The sequence below is a fragment of the Lacticaseibacillus jixiensis genome, from assembly GCF_042847315.1.
GTDB lineage: Bacteria > Bacillota > Bacilli > Lactobacillales > Lactobacillaceae > Lacticaseibacillus > Lacticaseibacillus jixiensis.
The window spans coordinates 23,354-47,111 of record NZ_BAAFPR010000002.1 but is presented as its reverse complement, the minus strand read 5'-3'; the positions used below and the strand labels follow the sequence as shown (position 1 = coordinate 47,111).

Annotated in this window: 20 protein-coding genes; 18 read left to right on the top strand and 2 right to left on the bottom strand. The window is 51.4% G+C overall.

Annotated elements, in window-relative coordinates; genetic code table 11:
• Positions 1–407: 407 nt before the first annotated feature.
• The 8 genes from adhE (at position 408) to ACGG90_RS01570 (ending at position 11,503) form a co-directional block, all read left to right on the top strand.
• On the top strand, positions 408–3,026 hold the full coding sequence (gene adhE / locus ACGG90_RS01605) for a bifunctional acetaldehyde-CoA/alcohol dehydrogenase (RefSeq protein ID WP_390405001.1): 2,619 nt from the start codon (positions 408–410) through the stop codon (positions 3,024–3,026).
• Between the two features lie 108 nt (positions 3,027–3,134).
• Complete coding sequence (locus ACGG90_RS01600; RefSeq protein WP_390404998.1) at positions 3,135–3,797, top strand: metal-dependent transcriptional regulator; 663 nt, start codon at positions 3,135–3,137, stop codon at positions 3,795–3,797.
• Between the two features lie 154 nt (positions 3,798–3,951).
• A complete protein-coding gene (gene zwf / locus ACGG90_RS01595) occupies positions 3,952–5,436 on the top strand; it encodes a glucose-6-phosphate dehydrogenase (protein ID WP_390404996.1) in 1,485 nt (494 codons plus the stop codon).
• Between the two features lie 76 nt (positions 5,437–5,512).
• The gene (gene dinB / locus ACGG90_RS01590; RefSeq protein WP_390404994.1) at positions 5,513–6,619 is read left to right on the top strand and encodes a DNA polymerase IV; all 1,107 of its coding nucleotides are present in this window, start codon (positions 5,513–5,515) and stop codon (positions 6,617–6,619) included.
• Positions 6,620–6,707: 88 nt separating this feature from the next.
• Positions 6,708–8,027, top strand: coding sequence for a DRTGG domain-containing protein (locus ACGG90_RS01585; RefSeq protein WP_390404992.1), 1,320 nt, complete (start codon positions 6,708–6,710; stop codon positions 8,025–8,027).
• A gap of 17 nt (positions 8,028–8,044) precedes the next feature.
• Positions 8,045–8,992: a DHH family phosphoesterase gene (locus ACGG90_RS01580; RefSeq protein WP_390404989.1), complete on the top strand. Its 948-nt coding sequence runs from the start codon at positions 8,045–8,047 to the stop codon at positions 8,990–8,992.
• Positions 8,993–9,000: 8 nt separating this feature from the next.
• On the top strand, positions 9,001–10,341 hold the full coding sequence (locus ACGG90_RS01575) for a DEAD/DEAH box helicase (protein WP_390404987.1): 1,341 nt from the start codon (positions 9,001–9,003) through the stop codon (positions 10,339–10,341).
• Positions 10,342–10,609: 268 nt separating this feature from the next.
• On the top strand, positions 10,610–11,503 hold the full coding sequence (locus ACGG90_RS01570; protein ID WP_390404984.1) for a hypothetical protein: 894 nt from the start codon (positions 10,610–10,612) through the stop codon (positions 11,501–11,503).
• Positions 11,504–11,713: 210 nt separating this feature from the next.
• On the opposite strand, the gene ACGG90_RS01565 is transcribed toward ACGG90_RS01570, so the two are convergent.
• Positions 11,714–12,691: an aldo/keto reductase gene (locus ACGG90_RS01565; protein WP_390404982.1), complete on the bottom strand. Its 978-nt coding sequence runs from the start codon at positions 12,689–12,691 to the stop codon at positions 11,714–11,716.
• Between the two features lie 494 nt (positions 12,692–13,185).
• Between ACGG90_RS01565 and alaS the strand changes: the two genes are divergently transcribed.
• The 8 genes from alaS (at position 13,186) to trxA (ending at position 21,016) form a co-directional block, all read left to right on the top strand.
• Positions 13,186–15,828, top strand: a complete 2,643-nt coding sequence (gene alaS, locus ACGG90_RS01560) for an alanine--tRNA ligase (RefSeq protein WP_390404979.1) — start codon at positions 13,186–13,188, stop codon at positions 15,826–15,828.
• A gap of 159 nt (positions 15,829–15,987) precedes the next feature.
• A complete protein-coding gene (locus tag ACGG90_RS01555; RefSeq protein ID WP_390404977.1) occupies positions 15,988–16,248 on the top strand; it encodes an IreB family regulatory phosphoprotein in 261 nt (86 codons plus the stop codon).
• Positions 16,248–16,682 carry a Holliday junction resolvase RuvX gene (gene ruvX, locus ACGG90_RS01550; RefSeq protein WP_390404974.1) on the top strand — a complete coding sequence of 145 codons (435 nt, stop codon included), beginning with the start codon at positions 16,248–16,250 and terminating at the stop codon, positions 16,680–16,682. The genes ACGG90_RS01555 and ruvX overlap by 1 nt, the downstream gene beginning before the upstream one ends.
• Positions 16,683–16,692: 10 nt before the next feature.
• Positions 16,693–17,010, top strand: a complete 318-nt coding sequence (locus ACGG90_RS01545) for a DUF1292 domain-containing protein (protein WP_390404971.1) — start codon at positions 16,693–16,695, stop codon at positions 17,008–17,010.
• A 101-nt stretch (positions 17,011–17,111) separates the two neighbouring features.
• On the top strand, positions 17,112–17,357 hold the full coding sequence (locus ACGG90_RS01540) for a cell division protein ZapA (protein ID WP_390404969.1): 246 nt from the start codon (positions 17,112–17,114) through the stop codon (positions 17,355–17,357).
• The gene (locus ACGG90_RS01535; protein WP_390404967.1) at positions 17,357–17,896 is read left to right on the top strand and encodes a CvpA family protein; all 540 of its coding nucleotides are present in this window, start codon (positions 17,357–17,359) and stop codon (positions 17,894–17,896) included. Before ACGG90_RS01540 ends, ACGG90_RS01535 begins: the two co-directional genes overlap by 1 nt.
• Before the next feature lie 54 nt (positions 17,897–17,950).
• The gene (locus ACGG90_RS01530; protein ID WP_390404964.1) at positions 17,951–20,305 is read left to right on the top strand and encodes an endonuclease MutS2; all 2,355 of its coding nucleotides are present in this window, start codon (positions 17,951–17,953) and stop codon (positions 20,303–20,305) included.
• 396 nt (positions 20,306–20,701) lie between these two features.
• The gene (gene trxA / locus ACGG90_RS01525) at positions 20,702–21,016 is read left to right on the top strand and encodes a thioredoxin (RefSeq protein ID WP_390404963.1); all 315 of its coding nucleotides are present in this window, start codon (positions 20,702–20,704) and stop codon (positions 21,014–21,016) included.
• Between the two features lie 76 nt (positions 21,017–21,092).
• On the opposite strand, the gene ACGG90_RS01520 is transcribed toward trxA, so the two are convergent.
• Positions 21,093–21,566, bottom strand: coding sequence for a DUF2507 domain-containing protein (locus ACGG90_RS01520; protein ID WP_390404960.1), 474 nt, complete (start codon positions 21,564–21,566; stop codon positions 21,093–21,095).
• Between the two features lie 107 nt (positions 21,567–21,673).
• Here ACGG90_RS01520 and racE point away from each other — a divergent pair, with 107 nt between their 5' ends.
• Together racE and ACGG90_RS01510 are read left to right on the top strand one after the other, a co-directional pair.
• Positions 21,674–23,125, top strand: coding sequence for a glutamate racemase (gene racE / locus ACGG90_RS01515; RefSeq protein WP_390404958.1), 1,452 nt, complete (start codon positions 21,674–21,676; stop codon positions 23,123–23,125).
• Complete coding sequence (locus ACGG90_RS01510) at positions 23,125–23,640, top strand: YfcE family phosphodiesterase (protein ID WP_390404955.1); 516 nt, start codon at positions 23,125–23,127, stop codon at positions 23,638–23,640. The genes racE and ACGG90_RS01510 overlap by 1 nt, the downstream gene beginning before the upstream one ends.
• The last annotated feature ends 118 nt before the right edge of the window (positions 23,641–23,758 follow it).

Sequence of the window (23,758 nt, the reverse complement as noted above, 5' to 3'; positions counted from 1 at the left end):
TTCCAATCAGGATGGCCACCCCCGGGGAAGTCTTATGATCAGCGAGTATGGGCACATGGCGGCAATTGTGCATGCCTGCAAGTGCAAGCAGCAGTGATGCACGCTTGGCGGATGAGCGGGCAAAACAGACTGTGCGGTCTTGATGAAGATTGATGATCTGAAGAATTCGTGTACTAGTGAACAGGATTGAAACAGTTTTGAGTATTAAAATGAACAGTCACAGACTAGTAAAGCTCACATAATCACATCGCACACAATCGTATATTTAAATATAAAGCGCGCCAAACCGGCATTTCAAAAAAAACCGTGAAAAAGTTCACTTAACCTGTTTACAAATTCACAACCATCGGTTATAGTGTTCTTGTGAAATGGTTAACGAAAACTTTTATCCGTGGAGGAAATGCAGAATGCTTAAATCTACTGAACCAAAAGAGACCAAGCAAGTTGACGTCGACAAGATGATCGATGAACTTGTGGCCAAAGCACAAGAAGCGTTGAAGATCATGAAGGGCTTCGATCAAGCCAAAGTCGATCATATTGTCCACCGGATGGCCATCGCCGGGTTGGATCACCATATGGAACTGGCTAAGCTGGCTGTTGAAGAAACTGGCCGCGGGGTCTATGAAGATAAAGCCATTAAGAACATGTTTGCCACTGAAGAAATTTGGCACTCGATCAAAGACGACAAAACTGTCGGCGTGATCAGCGAAGACAAACAAAAGCATATCATCTCCATTGCTGAACCAATCGGCGTGATTGCCGGGGTAACGCCGGTAACCAACCCGACCTCCACGGTAATGTTTAAGTCGGAAATCTCGATCAAGACCCGTAACCCGATTATTTTCTCTTTCCACCCAGGGGCGCAGAAGTCATCTGCTCGGGCACTGGAAGTCATTCGTGACGAAGCGGTTAAAGCCGGTTTGCCAGAAGGGGCATTGCAATTCATTCCAGTGCCAAGCATCGAAGCTTGCCAAGCCTTGATGCATCATCCTGGGATTGCCACGATCTTAGCCACTGGCGGCCCTGGCATGGTCAAGTCCGCTTATTCTTCCGGCAAGCCAGCCTTAGGGGTTGGTGCTGGTAACGCGCCTGCTTACATCGAAGCCACTGCCGACATTAAGCAAGCCGTTAACGATATCATGTTGTCCAAGAGCTTCGACCATGGGATGGTTTGTGCATCTGAACAAGGCATGATCGTTGATGCGCCGATTTATGACAAGGTCAAGCAAGAATTCTTAGCCCAAGGTGCTTATTTCGTGGCCAAGAAGGATCTGCAGAAGTTCACCGAAACGGTGATCAACACCGAGAAGATGGCTGTTAACCCGCGGATCGTCGGCCAAAGTGCTTGGCAAATCGCCAATTGGGCCGGGATCGACATTCCTAAAGACACGCAACTGATCATCGCTGAATTACCAGAACCAGGCGACAAGTACCCGCTGTCTCACGAAAAGCTCAGCCCAGTGCTGGCCATGTTCAAAGCAACTGACCACGAAGATGGTTTTGCCAAGGCAGAAAAGATGCTTGATATCGGTGGGTTGGGCCATACTGCGGTCATCCATACCCAAGATCAGGATCTCGCGGTTGAATACGCCGATCGGATGCAAGCCTGCCGTATCTTGGTCAATACCCCATCCACAATGGGCGGCATCGGGGATCTGTACAACAACATGATCCCGTCGTTGACGCTGGGCTGCGGCTCATACGGTGGTAACTCAATTTCGCATAATGTGGGGACGATCGACTTGTTGAACATTAAGACATTGACTAAGCGTCGCAATAACATGCAGTGGGTCAAGCTGCCACCGAAGATCTACTTCGAACGCAACTCGGTACGCTACTTGGAGAAGATGGACGGGCTTGATCGCGTCTTGATCGTTGGCGACCGGGGCATGGAGAAGTTAGGCTATGTCCGCATCGTTGAAGATGTGTTGAAGAACCGCACCAACAATGTCGATGTGCAAACCTTCTTGGATGTTGAACCAGATCCTTCCAGCAACACGGTTTACAAAGGTACGGCAATTGCCAAAGACTTCAAGCCGGATGCCATTGTGGCCATCGGCGGCGGGTCTGTCATGGATGCGGCTAAAGGCATTTGGTTGTTCTATGATGGTGATGGCGACTTCTTCGGCGCCAAGCAGAAGTTCTTGGATATCCGCAAGCGTACGTACAAGTTCCCGAAGCCAACCAAGTCTAAGTTAGTCTGCATTCCAACGACTTCTGGTACCGGTTCTGAAGTGACCCCATTTGCGGTTATCACGGATTCTGATACCGGTATCAAGTACCCATTGGCTGATTATGCTTTGACGCCTGATGTGGCCTTAGTTGATCCGCAGTTCATCGAAACGGTTCCGCCAAAGGTCGTTGCTGATACCGGGTTGGATGTCATTTGCCACGCCACTGAAAGTTTTGTTTCGACTATGGCAAGTTCATACACTCGCGGGCTTTCACTTGAGGCCTTGAAACTGGCTTTTGACAACTTGGAAGCTTCTTATAATGGCGACTTGGAAGCCAAAGCGAAGATGCACGATGCTTCAACGATTGCCGGCATGGCGTTTGCTAACGCTTTGTTGGGGATCAACCACAGTATCGCCCACAAGCTGGGTCAGACTTACCATCTGCCTCATGGCCGTTGCATCGCGATCACTTTCCCACACGTGGTGCGCTATAACGCCAAGACCCCAACGAAACGGGCTGTATGGGCGAAGTATAACTACTTCAAGGCCGATGAAGACTATGCCCAAATCGCGCGGTACTTGGGCTTGAAGGGCAACACCACCGCAGAATTGGTTGAAGCTTTCGTGCAAGCTTACATTGACTTAGCCGGCCGCGTCGGTGTCAAGATGAGCCTGAAGGATCAAGGCATCAGCAAAGAGGAAGTCTTAGCCAATGCAGATCGCATTGCCGAACTCGCTTATGAAGACAACTGCACGGTGACTAACCCAGTCGAACCACTGATCGCTGACATGAAGCAGATCTTGTTGGATGAGTATGAAGGCACCGCTTCTAGCCCATCGGTTCGCCCGTAATTTGAGCATTTGATATTAAGGAAAGAAGCCACGTTGTGTGACTTCTTTTTTTGGTGGTTTCATGCCATAATAGATTAAGACAATTGCCACTAAAAGTAAGGATGAGTTATGACACCTAATAAAGAAGATTATCTTAAAATGATTTTTGAACTGGGCGGCGATACCCAGTTGATTTCCAATAAGCAGATCGTCGTCGGCCTGGATGTTTCCGCGGCTTCGGTCAGTGAGATGATCACAAAATTAGTCGAGCAAGAATATGTAACACACACGCCATATCAAGGCATCAAACTCACCGCTACTGGCCAAAAGCGTGCTGCTTTATTAGTGCGCAACCATCGCTTGTGGGAAGTATTTCTGGTGCAATCGTTGCACTATCCGGTGGATGGAATCCATCAAGAAGCTGAACAGCTGGAACATGCGACCACGCAAATGATGGCAGATCGCTTGTCGGATCTGTTAGGCAACCCGCAGTATTGCCCCCACGGCGGTGTGATCCCAGACGCCGATGGTCATTATTTTGATCAATCGCGGGTGCCGCTTGCTACCTTGCAAGTCGGGCAGAAGGGCCACATTGAACGGGTGGTAGATGAAATCAACGTGATCGATTATATCCATGAAATCGATTTACGTATCAACGACCATTTCACCGTCGTTGCTGTCACCCCGCAAGCCGTTACCTTGCATCTGACGCGAACAGATCAGTCAGTGAGTGTTGAAAAAGTCCGTGCCGCGCATATCTTCGTGGACCCAGCATTGGCGGATAACATTTAAACCAGAGCGGAGCAAAGCGCATTTAGCGGTGGCTATAAGGCAAGACGACAGATGGGCGGTTTTGTGCCCAGGTGGCGTCACGCTTTGCGCACAATCACGTTGGTACAGCTACACGGCAAATGATGAATACAGAAGTAGGTTTGAGGAGAAGCTTATGGCAGAAGAACAAGCAGCAGTGATCATTCTATTTGGCGGGTCTGGCGACTTGGCGCGGCGGAAATTATACCCGGCCATGTTTGGCTTGTACCAGCGTGGCTATTTGGCGAAGCGCTTTGCCGTGATTGGCACGGCACGGCGGCCATGGTCAGATGATTACTACCGCGATATCGTCGTTAACGCGGTTAAAGATGAACCAGGTGCGACAGTAGAAGCTGCAGAAGCTTTTGCCACGCATTTCTATTATCAGTCGCATGATGTGACTGACGCGGATCACTACATCACGTTAAAGGATTTGGCCGCCAAGCTCGACGACCAATACCAGGTTGGCGGCAATCGCTTGTACTACATGGCCATGGCGCCAGACTTTTTTGCAACGATCGCAGAACACTTGAAGTCTGAAGCGTTGTTGACCGACAACGGCTTCAACCGCTTGGTCATTGAGAAGCCTTTCGGCCATGATCTGGCGTCGGCACAAGCGCTGAATGATTCGATCACGGCAACGTTTGATGAAGATCAAATCTACCGTATCGATCATTATTTAGGCAAGGAAATGACTCAAGCCATCATGGCGCTGCGGTTTGCCAATCCGATGTTTGCGGCGGTGTGGAATAAAAATTATATCCAAAACATCCAAATCACCTTGGCTGAAGCTGTTGGCGTTGAAGAACGCGCCGGCTATTATGACCATTCCGGGGCTATTCGCGACATGGTGCAAAACCATGTGATGCAGCTGCTGGCGTATTTGACCATGGCCAAGCCGGCGAGTTTGACGTCTGATGCGGTGCATGCCGTTAAAGGCGACGTGTTTGACCATTTGCATCAATACACCAAAGAAGAAGCGGCGGCGAATTTTGTGCGCGGACAATATGCCAGTGCGGTGATCGACAAACTGACTGTGGCAGGATATCGCGAGGAAACTGGTGTGGCGAAGGATTCGCTAACTGACACGTTTGTGGCCGGCAAAGTGTTTGTCGACACGCCTGATTTTGCCGGGGTACCGATTTATGTGCGTACCGGCAAGCGGATGACGCGCAAGTCGACGCAGATCTCGGTGGTGTTTAAGCCAGTCGCTGATGACTTGTTTGGCCAAGCGGCGCAGCCAGACGTTTTGACCATTTATGTGGAACCGAGCGAAGGCTTCAGCTTGACACTTAACGGTAAAGTCTTAGGCCAATCCAATGACTTGATGCCTGAAGAATTGCGCTATCGCCATGACGAACGCGCCGCCAAAACGGCGCCAGAAGCCTATGAGCGGTTGATCCAAGACGCCTTGCATGGTGATCAAACCAACTTCACGCGTTGGACGGAATTGGCTAAGACTTGGCAATTTACCGACACGATTTTGGCTGCATGGCAACATGATTCAACGATGCCGACTTATCCAGCCGGTTCCATGGGGCCAAAAGAAGCCTTTGACTTATTGGCGCAAGACGGCAACGAATGGATCTGGCAGCCGACTCGCGTTCAATTGGCAGATTAAGGCAACACGCACGCTTGCGACTATCGTAACCGTGCGTGTTTTGTTGTCTGAACGGGGCTTGAAAGGAGGGGCTCAAATGGCGGAATGGTTGACGCTGCCGCAGATCAACGACACATCGCGGCGCATCTTACACATTGATATGGACGCATTCTATGCGTCCATCGAGCAGCGCGATGACCCGAGTTTGCGCAAGCGTGCGTTGGTGATTGCGTATGATCCGCGCACCACCGGCGGCAAAGGCGTGGTCACCACCGCCAATTATGTCGCACGCCAATATGGGGTGCATTCGGCCATGTCGGCGCAAGAAGCGCTGCATTTGGTGCCTAAGCACTTGTTGACCTTCAAGGCACCGGATTTCACCAAGTATCGCACGGTGTCACAGTCGATCCACGAATTGTTTCATCAAGTCACCGACTTGATCGAACCAGTGGCTTTGGATGAAGCGTATTTGGATGTCACGGCCAATCAAGAGTTTGCCACCAGCATCGACTTGGCCTTGTGGCTGCAAGCCAAGATTCGCGAAACCACGCAGCTGACCAGCTCATTTGGCCTATCGTACAACAAGTTTCTGGCCAAAGAAGCCTCTGAGTACAACAAACCCAACGGCCGCACCGTGATCTTGCCTGAACAAGCGCAATTGTTTCTGGCCCGCTTGGATATCGCGGCGTTTCGCGGGGTGGGCGCTAAGACCTTGCCGAAGCTTGAAGCGTTAGGCGTGCATACTGGCGCGGACCTATTGGCCTTTAGCCAAGCCGACCTCGTGGCGCATTTTGGCAAAATGGGCCTGGGGCTTTATCAGCATGTGCGCGGCATTGACAATCGGCCGGTACAAGTGCGCGATGCCAAGTCCATTGGCAAAGAGCGCACCTATCGGCAGATTCGCACCACAGATGCGCAAGTGGAAACCGAATTACAGGCCTTGGCACAAATGGTGGCGGAGACGCTGAAGCGCAAGCAGCGCCATGGCAAGGTGGTAGTGTTGAAAGTGCGGGATAAAGATTTCAATACCTTGACCAAAAGACGCAGCCTACCGAATTTCGTGCAAGATCAAGCAGAACTGTTTGCCATTGCTTGGCAACTGTGGGAAGCGGTGCGGCCGCAAGAACTGGCGATTCGCCTGCTGGGGATTACCGTTACCGGACTGGAGCCGCAACAATTTGAGAATCTGACCTTACCTCTGTGATTGGTACAGCGTCAGTTTGTGTTATACTGAGGTCAAACACACACAGCGCGCAGCGCACAAGGCGCAAATACTCGACGTGAGGTATATTATGGCGACGAAACACGAACAGATCCTCCAATTTATTGCAAACCTAGCCGTTGGCACCAAGATCTCGGTGCGCACGATTGCCAAGCAACAACAAGTTTCCGAAGGCACGGCGTATCGCGCCATCAAAGAAGCTGAAAACACCGGCTTGGTGTCGACTATCGAACGCGTCGGCACGATCCGGATCGAACAAAAGCCGATCAACAACATTGATTCTGTGACGTTCAAGGCACTTTTGAAGCTGATCGACGGCAAGGTGCTCGGCGGTTCTGCTGGCTTGTCCAAGCAGCTGGACAAATTTGTAATCGGTGCGATGACACCGGATGAAATGATCCGCTACATCACCCCGAATTCTTTGATGATCATCGGCAACCGTGAAGACGCCCAGAAATTGGCGTTGGAAAACGGTGCCGCGGTTTTGATCACTGGGGGCTTTATGACCAGTGATGCAGTGATTGCCAAGGCCAACACCGCCAGTTTGCCGGTAATGCAAACCAGCTACGATACATTCACCGTGGCAACCATGATCAACCGCGCATTGTCAGATCAAGCAATCAAACAAGACATTCTCACTGTAGCCGCGATTTATTCGCCGCTTAACAAAGTGCAAACCGCGCTGCCAGATGATACTGTGGCAGATTTCTTGCGCCTGCGTGCAGAGCGCAGCGACTTCTCTTTGCCAGTGGTGACGGCGACTGGCCGGTTGGTGGGGATGGTCAGCGATTCTTCCGTGCGCGGTAAGAAAACGACCACGCCGCTGGAGCGCGTGATGATCAAAGATCCATTGACCGTGAAACCTTATCTGTCGGTGACCAGCGTTGGTCATACCATGCAAGGTAACGGCTTGAAAGTCTTGCCTGTTGTTGATGATTCGTGGCAATTGCTGGGTATCGTGACGCGCCACAGTGTTTTTGCCAGCATGGCAGATCTCAATCACAACCGCGACACCGCAGCGACTTTTGCCGATCAAGTCGCCGGTCAAATGACGCTGGTGGAATCCACCAAGGTTGATGAAGCTGACTATAAGCTGCACACCACGCCCATGATGACAAACCAATTAGGCACCTTGTCTTTTGGGGTGTTGAATGAAGCGGTTAACGCCGCTGCTACCGGATTCTTGAACCGCGCTGGGCGACGCAACGTCTTGGTCGGTCATCAGTCATTGAACACGTTTCGGCCGATCCAGTTGGAAACCACGGTGAATATCCACGTGCGGCCACTGGAAATGACGCGCCATGAAGCAACTTTAGATATTGAACTACAAACTGACGGCTTGCCTGTGGCCAAGGCGATCTTAACTTGCCAGTTGTTGGAGCGGAACTGATCGATCACGGAGGAAATATGATACTAGACGACATTATGGCCAAGATCAAGGCCTATGACACCATCATCATTCATCGCCACGTCAACCCAGACCCAGACGCGCTGGGTTCACAAGGCGGCTTGGCAGAAGCGATCCGCGGAACTTTTCCCGAGAAGCGGGTATTGTTAGCCGGTGGTGAAGTAGGTAATTTAGCATGGCTGAACACGATGGATGACGTGGCAGATGCCGATTACCAAGGGGCCTTGGTGATCACGGTGGATACTGCCGACACACCACGGGTTTCAGATCAGCGCTATGCCACAGGTGATTATCTGATCAAGATCGACCATCATCCTAACGATGACGCTTATGGGGATCTGTTGTGGGTGGTACCAGAAGCGTCTTCAACTTCAGAATTAATTTATGATCTGATCCAACATGCTGCAGGCTCATTGACCATGAATGCCGCCGTTGCCCGCTTGTTGTATGCCGGGATCGTTGGTGATACTGGACGCTTCTTGTTTAATAATACCAGCGCGCATACCTTGAACGTTGCCGCAGCGTTGATCCAAGAAGATTTTGACCCAACGGCATTGAACAACCGCATGAATCAGATCACGTTTGCTCAAGCCAAGCTGCAAAGTTACGTGTTCAACCACTTGCACATCACCGAAGCCGGCGCAGCCAGCGTGATGATCCCGCTGGCCGTCACTGAAGAATTAGGCTTGACCAAAGACCAGGTGCATGCCGCTGTTGGCACACCGGGACGCTTAGGTGAAGTCATCAGCTGGGTCATTTTCGTTGAGCAAAAAGACGCCCCTTATCGCGTCAACTTGCGCTCTAAAGGGCCAGTGATCAATGAACTGGCCAAGGCCCATCATGGCGGCGGTCATCCGTTGGCCAGTGGCGCCAAAGCTGAAGATGAGGCCGAATGCCAAGCTATTGCCGCAGAACTTGCTACACTTGTCGCCGATTACACGAAATAGGAGAATTCATGACGACCTTTAAACAATATGCATTAAGCGCCAAGGTGATCGCTGGATTAGAAGCGATGCACATCACAGAACCGACCCCGATCCAAGAAGCCGTGATCCCGGCGGTATTGCGTGGTGAAAGTGTGATCGGCCAAAGCCAAACCGGCTCTGGTAAGACACATGCTTTCTTGGTGCCGATCATTGATCGCATCGATACAAGCTTGGATCAAGTCCAAGCGGTGATCACCGCGCCGAGTCGCGAATTGGCCACTCAGTTATACACGGTGGCGACGACTTTGACTGCCAACATGCCGGATGTCCGCATCCACCGCTATGTTGGCGGCACAGATAAAAACAAACAAATCGAAAAACTCAAGAACCAACAGCCGCACATCGTTATCGGCACCCCTGGGCGCATCTTGGACTTGATTCGTTCTGACGCCTTGGCCACATACACAGCCAAGACCTTCGTTGTCGATGAAGCGGATATGACCTTGGATATGGGCTTCTTGTCAGCAGTTGATGCGATCGCTTCAACTTTTCCTAAGGATTTACAGATGCTGGTGTTTTCTGCGACGATCCCGCAGAAGCTGCAGCCGTTCTTGAAGAAGTACATGGCCAACCCGACGGTGTATGAGATCAAGCCGCAAAGTGTCATCGCTGATACTGTCGACAACTGGCTGATCGCGGCTAAAGGCCGAGATAAGAATCAGTTGATCTATCAATTATTGACCATCGGCCAGCCGTTTTTGGTGCTGATTTTTGCCAATACTAAAACCAGCGTTGACCACATCCATCAATATCTGACGGATCAAGGCCTGACTGTCGCCAAAATTCATGGCGGCATCCAGCCGCGGGAACGCAACCGCGTGATGAAAGAAGTTGCCAACTTGAAGTATCAATATGTCGTTGCCACCGACTTGGCGGCGCGCGGCATTGATATCAAAGGGGTTTCGCATGTGATCAACGCCGAGATCCCAAGCGATGATGAGTTCTTCATTCACCGCGTGGGCCGGACCGGGCGCAATGGCATGCACGGTACCGCCATTACATTGTATTCGCCAGGGCAAGAAGATAAGATTGCTGAACTGGAACACATGGGGATCCACTTCACGCCTAAAGCCATCAAGAATGGCGAAATCGTTGATTCTTACGATCGCAACCGCCGGGTAACGCGCAAGGCCAAAGAAGATCCGCGGAGCTTGAAGATCCGTGGCTTGGCGGCTAAAGAAGCCAAGAAACATATGCCGGGCTACAAGAAGAAGATCAAGAAAGCCGAAGACAAAGAACGCTGGTTTAACAATCGCGTGAAGAAACGCGAACAGTTGCGGGCTGCAAGAAAAGCGAAAAAGAGCAACTAATCAAAGCGGCGCAAAGCGTTGTTAGCGGCGGCTATCCGATATGATGACACAAATGCGGGAAGCGTCGCAGCTTATGGCGCAATGCTTTGCGCAACTCGGTTAAGGCTACAGTATGTAAAATTCCGGACAGGCAATCCAATCAGGTGTCTGGGTCGTGCGTCAGCACTCAGCATACAGCGTTTTTCAGCGTACTGCGGTTGCGTCATTGTATTGGCCTTTATTGCGAGCCCATCATTATCTCGGCTTGAACTGTTGAGGAGAGTGCGATATGGCAAACACTGAATTATTGTTACCGGAATGGACGAAGCTGGCTGCTGATCGCCGCCGCTTCATTGTCGAGCAATTGGCGCGGTATTTCCTTAGCCCCTTATTGGCAGTGGATGCATTGGAGCCAGTCACGGTTGATTATTTCGGCCAGACTTTAAACACCTTTGATGCGTTGATTGGCGGAGAGTGGCTGCGCTTCGTGCCCGGGGTTTCTGCTGCAGATTTAGGCATTGATCCGGCAGATCCGCTCATTGCCCCGTTACTTGCCAAGCTGCCGGCTGGGCAGTTGAGTGCGCCGCGGACTGTGGCGATTTCACCAATGCTGGTGGCGCGGCAAAGTGTGCCGGTGCAAGAAGAAGTGATTGGCCAGATCAACTTGTTAACGCAAGTGTTCAAGGGTAATCACTTTGCCTATGTGCCGTATAAGCCGACGGTGTTGTCGCTGCTGCGGCCGCAACTGGATAGTGTTGATCCTGCCGCGCAGCCGACTTGGCCTGCGACGTTGACATCAGGCCATGTGGTGTTGCGCCAATCCTCGACGCATCATTACCAAGTCCGCTTGCGTCATGATTGGGATGCCCAAGCCTTGCAAAAGGCACTGGGCGGTTTTGGCTTCACCTTGCCAGATGAAGATCAATATGAGTACTTGCAAGGCGGCGGCTTGGCCCAGCTTTTCCCGTGGGGCAATCAATTGATTAAGCACCTGCCGCCATACCTGCCGAATCGCTTTGGTTTGACAGTGAAAACTGCCGATTATACTCCAGAGTTGATCAAAGGCGGCGTCGACAAGCGCGATGATAATCCGTTGAGCTGGTCGCCGTTTTATCAAGCACCTAAGCAAGCCGCCTTTGGTGCGCATGTTTATCGCAAGCTGGCAGTGATTAGCTTGGACTAGACCAAATGTGAATGCTTGATTGCAGGACAAAAAACGCCACAGCAGAAATTTGCTGTGGCGTTTTTGAATGCTTCAAGAAGTTGACAAGTCCTACAAATAGCGCTTGCCAGCGGCCCGATGCAACTGTAATTGCCTGAAGTTGCGGTCACTAGGCTTCGTCATGAATATGCACCAACGTGTTGGCCGCACGGTTTAATTTTTCTGGCGTGTTTACCACAGATAATCGACTGGCTTCTTGATGTATTGGTTGTAGACGTCTTGGACGATCGCCATTTGCTTGCTAGTAAAAGCCGGCAGCTCTGATGCGCGCGTGTTGCGCTGGATCTGAGTGGGGTTGCTGGCGCCGGGGATCACGGCAGAAACTGCATCGTAAGTCAGGATATATTGCAGTGCCATGCCGGCTAAATCATCAGTGCCCAGGCGGTGTTTCAATTCATTGGCTGCTTTGATGCCGGTAAGATAGTCCACGCCGGAGAAGGTTTCGCCTTTGTCGAAGTGTTCACCGTGGCGGTTGTTGCTGCGGTGATCAGCAGGGGCAAACTTCGTGTCTGCGGTGTATTTGCCAGATAACAAGCCAGAAGCTAGCGGCACCCGCGCCAAGATCCCGACGTTGGCGGCTTGGGCCGCTTTGAAGAAGTGTGCTGCTGGGCGCAAGCGGAACATGTTGAAGATGATCTCAACGGCGCTGATATCATATTGCAAGGCTTTGAGTGCTTCTTCAACGCGTTCCACAGACACGCCGTAATTGCGGATCTTGCCGGCTTGCTTAAGCTGATCCAAATGCCAGAACACCTCAGGATCATAATAAGTCATCATCGGTGGGCAATGCAACAACACCATATCCAAGGCGTCCAGTTGCATGTTCTTTAATGACTCATCAACATAGCGGTCTAAGTGTGCTGGGTCAAAATGTTCAAGGCTTAGCGGCGATTGCTTGCGGCCAATCTTGGTGGTGAAGTGAACATCTGGGTGACTGCGGACAAAATTGCCCACGGTATGCTCAGAGGCACCGCCTTGATAACCGTCTGCAGTATCAAAGAAGTTGACCCCTTGGGCATACGCTTCAGCCAAGGTGGCGTCGGCGTCTTCTTGGTCGAACGGCGCTCCCCACTTGCCGCCAAGTTGCCAGGTGCCCAGCGACACTTCACTGATCTTAAAACCGGTTTTTCCTAATGTACGATATTTCATTGACACGCTCATCCCTCCAGTTCTGCTTTCTAGTGTAGACGAGTGGGCTGGCAAAAGAAAGTCTGATCAAGTGCAGAAAACGCAGCTTTGCAATACCAGTTGCCGTTGACTTCACGCGTGTGGTTTCATATAATTGCTAGCGTTAGGATATGCCAGCGATGCGGCTGACCATACAGGAAGTGGCGCAAGATTGAGAGCGCCGCGGTCCGGGTCGACTGGTGCTCCCTGATAGACAATTGAACACGATTAATGAAGTGGTTAACGATCAACATCGTTGCAAACAAGGTGGTACCGCGCGCAAGCGTCCTTGGATTGCAGCGGTGTTTTTATTTTCCAAGGCGGTTTTTAGCAATGTGTGTGAGATGGGCTGAGCTAAGGGCGTTTTCTGCCATAAACTCGGGACAGCCGACACGCAATCGCGCTGCCTTGTGCAGCTGGACGAAGATCACTTCATCAATCGTCAGTATCCATACTTTTTTTCCTAGGAGGAAATTATGAAACAACTTAGCAGTGCCGAGATCCGGCAAATGTTTCTCGACTTCTTTAAATCCAAAGGGCACGATATTGAACCATCTGCCAGCTTGATTCCAGTGGATGATCCTACTTTATTGTGGATCAACTCTGGGGTGGCCACTTTGAAGAAATACTTTGATGGCTCTGTGGTGCCGAAGAACCCGCGGATCACTAACGCGCAGAAATCGATTCGGACCAACGATATCGAAAACGTTGGCAAGACTGCGCGTCATTTGACGTTCTTTGAAATGATGGGCAACTTCTCAGTTGGCGATTACTTCAAAGAAGAAGTGATCCCATGGGCTTGGGAGTTTCTGACTTCTGATCAGTGGCTGGGCTTGGATAAAGACAAGTTGTATGTCACCGTTTATCCCAAAGATGAAGATGCTAAGCGCATTTGGCACGAGAAGGTGGGCTTAGCCAAAAACCGTATCTTTGAAGTTGAAGACAACTTCTGGGATATCGGTGAAGGCCCTTGTGGCCCGGACTCAGAGATTTTCTTTGATCGCGGCCAAAGCTTCAATGATATTCCGGAAGACGACCCAGAAAACTATCCTGGCGGCGAGAACGAACGCTATGAAGAAATTTGGAACCTGGTGTTCTCTGAATTCAACCACTTACCAGACGGCCGCTATGTTGAACAGCCGCACAAGAACATTGATACCGGGATGGGCTTGGAACGCTTGGTATCAGTGATCCAAGGCACCCGTACCAACTTTGAAACTGACTTGTTTATGCCAATCATCAAGCAGACAGAAGCAATGTCGGCAGGCAAGAAGTACAATGCTAACGCCAAAGATGATGTTTCCTTTAAGATCATTGCCGACCACGCGCGGACAGTGACTTTTGCCATCGGCGACGGCGCCTTGCCATCTAATGAAGGGCGCGGTTATGTGTTGCGGCGCTTGATTCGCCGCGCGGTATTAAACGGCAAGAAGCTGGGCATCGATAATGACTTCTTGTATCAATTGGTTCCAGTCGTTGGCCAGATCATGCAAAGCTATTACCCTGAAGTTTTAAAGAACAAAGATTTCATCGAGAAGGTTATCCGCTCTGAAGAAGCGCGCTTCCGCGAAACCTTGGATGCCGGCGTGGCTTTGCTGAACCAAACCATTGCCGACTTGAAGCAAGCAGGGGAAACTGTGGTGCCTGGCGCTACGGCCTTCAAGTTGTTTGATACCTTCGGCTTCCCAGTGGAAATGACCCAAGAGCTGGCTGAAGATGAAGGCTTATCCGTTGATATGGATGGCTATAAAGCCAACATGGAAGCCCAACGTGCCCGCGCCCGAGCAGCGCGCGGCGATGCGCAATCCATGGGCAGCCAAGACAAGTTGCTGATGAGCATTCAAACGCCAAGTCAGTTCACTGGCTGGACGGATACCAAAGATCAAGCTGTCTTGGAAGATTTGATCGTTGATGACACCTTGGTTGATCAAGCCACTGCTGGGGTGGCCCAGCTGATTTTTGACAAGACGCCATTCTATGCTGAAATGGGTGGCCAAGTGGCTGACCATGGGGAAATCATCGACGAAGACGGCGCGGTGGTAGCCAAAGTCACAGATGTGCAACATGCCCCTAATGGCCAGAACCTGCATACCGTTGACGTCGAAGGCACCTTGAAGAAAGGCGCCACTTATACGCTGCAAGTCGCCTTAGAACGCCGCAAGAAGGTGTCGATGAACCACACCGCCACTCACTTGCTGGACACTGCCTTGCGCATGGTGCTAGGCGATCACACCCATCAAGCGGGTTCGCTGGTGGAGCCAGATTACTTGCGCTTTGACTTCACTAACTTTGGTCAAGTGACCGACGCGCAGCTGCAACAAATCGAACAAATTGTTAACACTCAGATCTGGCGTGCTTTGCCGATCACTTGGAAAGAAATGCCGCTGGAAGACGCCAAGAAAGAAGGCGCCATTGCGATGTTTGGCGACAAGTACGGCGACACCGTGCGCGTGGTGACCATCGGCGATTTCAATAAGGAATTTGACGGCGGCACTCATCCTGACAACACCAGCGCTTTAGGGTTGTTCAAGATCACCAGCGAATCAGGCATCGGTGCCGGTACCCGCCGGATCGAAGCCGTAACGTCTAAAGAAGCCTTCGAATACCTGAACCACAAAGAGGCTTTATTGAATGAAGTCGCCCAAGCCGTTAAGAGCGAACAACTTGACGCCGTGCCGGCTAAGGTCCAAAGCCTGCAACAAGAACTCAAGGCCTCACAAAAGGCGGTTGATGCTTTGCAGGCGAAATTGGCGGCGCAACAAGCCAGCGGATTGTTTGACAGTGCCCAGCCTGCCGGTAAGTTCTCATTGATTGCTGCGGAATTAAAAGTCGCAGGGATGAACGAACTGCGGCAATTGGCTGATCAATGGAAAGCTAAGCACGCTTCTGATGTGTTGGTTTTGGCCACAGCCGTTAATGGTAAGGCGAACTTGTTAGTGGCTGCCAGTGCCGATGCCATTAAACAAGGCGTCAAAGCCGGCGACATGATCAAAGCCATTGCGCCTAAGGTCCAAGGCGGCGGCGGCGGCCGACCAGACTTGGCCCAAGCCGGCGGTAAGAACCCATCCGGGATCGCCGATGCTTTGGCAGAAGCCAAAACTGTCTTAGCTGCGAAGTGATCAAAGCGCGAGATATTCTTGAAACCAAACGTTTCGGCATAGTGCACAAATCGTGTTGACGGGCCTGACAACGTCGCCTAAAAGCGCGTGGTACGATTGTTATTTCGCATGGTTTCAAGTAGAATAAGGGTGTAAATGGACAGAATAGAGGTGTTAAGAATGAGCACATTAGATCAAACCGTCCACTTTGATTTTCGCGACAACGATCCCAAGAATGTTCATGAAACATTAGAAACCGTCTATAATTCACTGGAAGAAAAAGGGTACAACCCGATCAACCAGATTGTCGGCTATCTGATCTCCGGCGATCCGGCGTATATCCCGCGGTATAACGATGCCCGTAATTTAATTCGCAAACACGAGCGTGACGAGATCATAGAAGAGCTCGTTCGTAACTATCTCGGCAAGGAGAAAGATTAATGCGTTTGATGGGTTTAGACGTCGGCTCGCGGACCGTCGGCATTGCGCTGAGTGATCCGCTGGGCTGGACGGCCCAAGGCTTGGAGATCATCCGCATCAACGAAGACAAAGGTGAGTTCGGACTGGATCGCGTGGCAGAAATCGCCAAGCAATATGATGTAACCGGCTTTGTCTGCGGCTTGCCGAAGAATATGAACAACACCCAAGGCCCGCGGGCGCAAAAAGCGCGTGAGTATGGGGCGATGCTTGAAGAACGCTTCCACTTGCCGGTGGACTTCACCGACGAGCGTTTGACAACCGTTGAAGCCAGTCGCATGCTGATCGAAGAAGCCGATGCCAGCCGCAAGAAGCAAAAGCAAGTGATCGATAAGCTGGCGGCTCAGATGATCTTACAGAACTATCTCGATGCACACGGACGCCTAACCAAAGGCTAGGAGGAAATATATGGCAGAACAAGAAAATCTCCACCCAGGTGAAGACGAACAATTGATCACCTTGATCGATGACAAGGGCAATGAAGAATTGTACCAAGTCCTGTTCACCTTCGATTCTGAAGACTACGGCAAGAGTTATGTTTTACTTTACCCACAAAGCGCCTCAGACGATGAAGAAGTTGAGATCCAAGCTTTCTCCTTCACCCCGGACGCCAACGGTGATGCCAGCCAAGGCGATTTGTATCCGATTGAAGACGACGACGAATGGGCAATGGTCGAAGAAGTCCTAAATACCTTCTTAGACGACGAAGATCAACAAGACGACTAGCCGTCAATGAGCCGCGCACTGTTGCGCGGCTTTTTTAATGGCGTCATTCATGGTAAAATGATTCCAGTGCGCACGCATTTGTGCGAGTAGGGGGTATGGTCATGGCCACACAGAAGCGGCGGTTTAAAGCCGAGATCGCAGGCAAAACATACACGATCATCGGTCCAGGGACGCCGGAGCATTTCAAAGCGACAACGGCGTTACTCAATCAGCAACTCGAACAGATCAAAGCCCTTGCGCCGGAGTTGAGCTTGCAAGACGCCGCTGTGCTATTGGCCTTCAACGCTGTATCAGATCGGGTCAAAGAAGCTGCTAGTGAAGCAAATCAAGCGCAAGAGGACAAGTAATGTTATCGTTGATCGTCATCGCCGTATTGGCGTATTTTTTCTATTCTGGTGCGCGACGGGGGATGTGGCTGCAGCTGGTGCATGTCATCGGCTACCTGTTGAGTCTCTTGTTGGCCAAAGCCTGTTATCTGCCGTTAGCAGGCGTGTTCACGCAATGGGTCCCATATCCTAGCGCAACAGAACAAAGCAAGTTCGTATTCTTTACCCATCAAGTGGGACTGACGCTAGATCATGGGTTTTATAACGGCGTCGCTTTTGTGTTTATGTTGATGATCGGGTGGCTGGTGACGCGCTTTGTGGCGTTGTGGTTTCACGACTTAACATACAAAACCGGCGACCGCATGTTAAGCAACGTGTCTGGCGGCGTCATGAACTTTTTGATGGGCTACTTGTTTGTTTTCATGTTGTTGTATTTGCTGGCGCTGATTCCAGTGGCGGGCATTCAAGACATGTTGGCGAACTCCGCAGTTGGTGGGGCCATTGTGCGTTATACGCCATGGTTGACGCAACTGTTCACGAACTTATGGCTTGCAGCATAGAAACGACGGCACTCACCGATCGGTGGGGCCGTCGTTTTGTAATATGGAGGAATTATGAATACTAAAATCTTGACAACATTGGAATATGGCAAGATCCGCGCCGTTTTGCAAGGGTTGGTCAATACCGCTGCTGGTAGTGAATTGGTGGCCAAACTGGCGCCGTCAAGTGACGCAACACAAGTTCAACAAGCGCTGGATGAAACTGCAGATGGCGCGTCGATCTTACGCTTAGCCGGTGGGATTCCGGTGCCGCAACTGGAAAACAGCCATCCGGCGTTGCGCCGCGTGGATATTGGTGCGGTGTTAAACGGTCGTGAACTTGCTGGGTTAGGCCGCGTGTTGAAAACCGTCAGCGCCGTTGATAAATTCTTAAACGACTTACAAGACCGCTTGGAATTGCGGCGCGTGTATGACTTGCAACAACAACTCACCAGTTTGCCGGCTTTGGAGCGGCGCTTGACGATCGCCATAGATGAAGACGGCAGCGTTACCGATGAAGCCAGCCCGGAATTGCACGGCATTCGCCAGGCGATCCGCCGCTTAGAAGGAGAAATCCGTGGGCGCATGGAGAATTACACCCATGGCAGTTCGGCAAAATACTTGTCTGATCCGATCATCACTATTCGCGACGACCGGTATGTGATCCCGGTCAAAGCCGAATATCGCGGTCAATTTGGCGGCGTGGTGCATGACCAATCTGCCAGTGGTCAAACGCTGTTCATTGAACCGCAAGCCATTGTCGATATGAACAACCGCTTGCGTGAAGCCCAATTGCAAGAACAAGCTGAAATTGAGCGGATCTTGGCTGAGCTGTCTGAAGCTGTTGCCCCTTATACCAAGGAGTTAGCGGCCAATGAGCAGGTGCTGGGGCATTTTGACTTCATCAATGCCAAGGCCAAATATGCCAAGCAGATCCATGCGACAGAACCGTTGGTGTCAGCCGAGAATCATGTCGACTTGATCCAAGCGCGGCATCCGCTGATCGATCGCCACAAAGTCGTGGCCAACACCATCACGTTAGGCGCTGACTATCAAGCCATCGTTGTCACCGGCCCCAACACTGGTGGCAAAACGATCACGCTGAAGACCTTAGGCTTGTTGCAGCTGATGGGCCAATCTGGTTTGTTTATCCCGGCAGAAGCCGAATCAACGATCGGGGTGTACTCTAACGTCTTTGCGGACATTGGGGATGAACAGTCGATCGAACAAAGTTTGTCGACGTTCTCGTCGCATATGAAAACCATTGTCGGGATCTTGGATCAAATGGATCCGCGCGCGTTGGTGTTGTTTGATGAATTAGGCGCTGGGACTGACCCGCAAGAAGGCGCGGCGTTAGCGATCGCGATTTTGGATGCCGTTGGTGCAGCCGGGGCCAGCGTGGTAGCGACCACGCATTATCCGGAATTGAAGTTGTACGGCTACAATACCCCAGGGACCATCAACGCCTCAATGGAGTTTGATTCGGCGACGCTGCAGCCCACGTATCGGTTGTTGATCGGGGTGCCTGGGCGCTCGAATGCCTTTGATATTTCGCAGCGCTTGGGGCTTGATCCGGCGATTGTGGCAGCGGCCAAAGGGTTGATTGCTGATGACTCTCATGAGCTCAACAATATGATCTCCGACTTGGAATCCCAACGCAAAGCTGCTGAAACCGAGTATTTAGAAACACGCCACCAGCTTGAAGAAGCCCAGCAGCTGCATGACCAATTAAAGTCTGCGTATGAGGAATTCTTCACTGAACGCGAGCGTCAATTGGACAAGGCCAAAGACCAAGCTAATGCCATTGTTGATAAAGCGCAAACCAAAGCTGATAAGATCATCAAGAATCTGCGCCAGATGCAAATGGAAAACAGCGGCAACGTCAAAGAAAACAAACTGATTGAAGCCTCCACTGAGCTCAAGAACTTGCATCAAGATAAAGCGCAGCCGAAGAATCGCATCTTGCGCCAAGCCAAGAACAAACAAGCCTTGCATCGCGGCGACAGCGTGCGGGTGTTGTCATATGATCAAACTGGCGAATTGCTTAAGCAAGTTGATGAGAAGCATTGGGAAGTGCAAATGGGGATCATTCGCATGAAGCTGCCAACTGCTGATTTGGAGAAGGTAAAGCCCGAAAAGGCCAGTGAGCCTAAGCGCCGCGTGACGGTAGTCAAAGGCGCCACTGGGCCAAGCACCAAATTAGACTTGCGCGGCCAGCGCTATGAAGAAGCAATGACGAATCTCGATCAATATATCGATGCGGCGTTATTAGCCGGGTATGCACAAGTGACGATCGTCCACGGCTTAGGCACCGGTGCGATAAGAAATGGGGTTACCCAATACCTCAAGCGCAATCGCCAAGTCAAGAAGTTCGGCTTCGCCCCGCAAAATGCTGGGGGTTCAGGGGCTACGATTGTCCAGTTCAAGTAATCCCGAGGGCGGAGCAAAGCGGGTTTAGCGGCGTCACGACTGATATCACGCCGCGTTGCTTTGCGCAGCTGCACAATTTAAATCTGGATATTGAACGACTTGATAAACGTGACGTCACCGATATGAGTTGGCGATAGCCCTCATGGGTAAATCGTCATTATCAGTTGTGGTCTCGGTCAAGTGTAGTCATCAATCAATAACAACACGCCCAATCAAACCATCGTGAAGTGATGGTGATGCGTCACGGGCGAACTCGGCGTGCTGGGTGATGACTGTAACGGCGCATCTTGAATCTGTGCGAAGTTCGGCGCCACAACTGCATTGTAAACAATCTATTGGCAATTGTTGACGCATCGTGGTATGATATAGTTACGAAAAGTAAGAGGAGGCAGCATAATGGTTCAAGCAGTTACCGATCAGAATTTTGAAACCGAAACTGGTACCGGCGTGACTTTGACTGATTTCTGGGCAACTTGGTGCGGTCCTTGCCGCATGCAAAGCCCTGTCGTTGAGTCTTTGGCTGATAGCCGCAGCGACGTGAAGTTTGTGAAGATGGATGTCGACGCAAACCCGAACACGCCTCAGTCTTTTGGCATCATGGCCATTCCGACCTTGTTGGTGAAGAAAGACGGCAATGTTGTGGAGAAGATCGTGGGTTATCACACCAAAGATCAACTTAACGAGATCCTCGACAAATACACCGCACAATAATCGCATCACGCAAAAAGCGCTTCTGCATCGCCATGGCTGAATAGCCGTTGGCTGCAGAAGCGCTTTTTTGAGCGCGTTACAAAGCTTGTAAAGTGATGTGAGTCTCGGTTTTGGGTTGCGGGGTCTTGGTATCAAGTACTGCGGTTAAAGTGACCACATGCTTGTGCTGATCAGTTGTGGGAGACGCTTCAACGACACAACCGAATTCTTGTTGGAGGCTTTGGGCCAAGAAGCCGGCTTCAAGTCGGAAGTCAGGCTCAGCGAAATTCGCCATGCGCGTGGCTACCGTGGTGCCGCTGAGGGTATAAACCCGCTGGTGTTTCTTGCTGGCTGAAGGCGTTAAGGTGCCAAAGCCCACGCGGGTAAACAATTCCGGCAGGTCATCTTCATTGACTGGCAGGCGCCGCGCTAAGCTGCGCCCGGCCCAATATGTGATGGCCTCTGTTTCTTTGCCGAGCAGATCCGGCAGCAATAAATCGCGCAACATCAGTTGGCCAAACAACGGCCCGGTTGCTGGTAGGTTTAAGAGTTCAGGAAAACTATTCGCCATGAGGATCCTCCTATTCTATCCCATTATACTCATGTCCTTGGTTGCATGCGACTTGAAATTTTGGCCAAAAGCGGCGACAATGAAAGTTCAGAAGAAAGGGGCAACTTATGAATACTCAGCCAATTGGCTTTATTGATTCTGGCGTTGGGGGGTTGACCGTGGTCAAAGCGGCACTGCGGCAACTGCCTAATGAAAATTTCGTTTTTCTAGGTGACCAAGCACGGTTGCCTTATGGTCCGCGGCCTGCTGAGCAAGTGCGGGCGTTCACCTGGCAAATGGTGAATTTCTTGCTGCACAAACACATCAAAATGTTGGTGGTGGCTTGTAACACCGCTACTGCTGCTGCACTTGATGATTTACGCGCTAAACTTTCCATTCCAGTGATTGGAGTGATTTTACCTGGCAGCCGCGCTGCGCTGCGCAACACCCACACCGGTCATATTGGCGTGATCGCTACGATCGGCACAGTGCGTTCAGATGCTTATGCCAAAGCCATCAAAGGCAAAGATGCGCGAGCTAAAGTCACCAGCTTGGCGGCACCGAAGTTTGTTTCTGTTGTAGAGTCTAACGAAACAAAGTCGGCAGTGGCCAAGAAAGTCGTTGCTGAAACCTTGCAGCCTTTGGTCGGCACAGATATCGACACCTTGGTGATGGGGTGCACGCATTATCCATTGTTGCGGCCTTTGATCCAGAACGTGATGGGGCCGCATGTGCGCTTGATCGACTCTGGGGCAGAAACCGTTAGCGATGTGTCGATGCTGCTTGATTATTTTGATTTAGCCAACACCGATTCGCAACCGGCCACGCGAGAATATTACACCACTGGTTCAGCGGCGATGTTTGAGACGATCGCCTCAGAATGGCTGCAAGTACCGGTGCATGCTAAGCGCGTGACCATTGATGATCAACCCCAAGATGTGGTGACGAGTTTGCCAACGACGGTGGTGGTGGCGTCTAAGAATGCCGGCAAGGTCAAAGAAATCGCGGCGATGTTTGCCAAGCTTGGCGTGGCAGTGAAGAGCCTGAGTGATTTTCCAGAAATGCCGACGGTGCAAGAAACCGGCACGACGTTTGAAGAGAATGCGCGCTTGAAGGCTGACGGCTACGCTCAGATGCTGGAACTGCCGGTGCTAGCCGATGACTCCGGCTTGCAAGTTGATGCCTTAGGCGGCCAGCCAGGGGTGTTTTCAGCGCGTTATGCCGGCAAAGGGCACAACGATGCGGCCAACAACGCCAAACTGATTGCCGAGCTTGCCGGGGTACCGCCAGAAGAACGCACGGCGCATTTTGTCAGCGTGTTGGCTTTGGCCAAACCCAACCAGCCAAAAGATGATCTGGTAGTGTCTGGGCAAATCGACGGGCGCATTGTGGGCTTGCCGCAAGGAGACAACGGCTTCGGATACGATCCGTATTTCTTCGTGCCTAAGCTCAATAAAACCTTGGCGGAGTTAACTGCCGATGAGAAGAATGCCATCAGCCACCGCGGCAACGCTTTGCGCGCACTTGAAGCGCAGTGGGATGGTTGGTTTGCCGGGGCGGCCGGCAGAAAGAAGCTGTGATGCAAATTGTTGTCGTTAGCGACACCCATGGTGATCGCACAATTCTCGAGCAGATCTTAACTTATGCACCAGAAGCTGCGGCTTATTTCTATTGCGGCGATTCAGAGCTTCCCGCAAGCGATCCGTTGTGGCAAACTTATCACGTTGTCGCTGGCAACATGGATTTTGACAGTGACTATCCGCTGACGGATACCGAGGTGTTGGCTTCAGTGACGGTGTTTATGACCCATGGCCACCGCTTCAACGTTAATTTCACGCTGGATCCGCTGATTGCCGCGGCCCAAGCGGCTAAAGCGGATATCGCGTTATTTGGCCATACCCATCAACTCGGCGTCGAGATGCATGACGGTATCTTGGTGCTTAACCCTGGCAGCATTGCCCAGCCGCGCGGTGAGTTTGCCAACTTGCATGGCACTTATGCGCTGATCGATATCACGCCGACAGCATTTACGGTGACGTACCACACCCGCGACGGGCAGACGGTGGCAAAGTTGACGCGACGGTTTTCCCGCTAATATGGCAACGGTTTTGCGTTTCGGCGCAGGACCGCTTTTTTTTACCCAAATCTTGATAAAATTGCCAAACTTGATCTGCGTCAAGTTTGTTTGATGCGCGCCGGGTTAAGCTGTACTT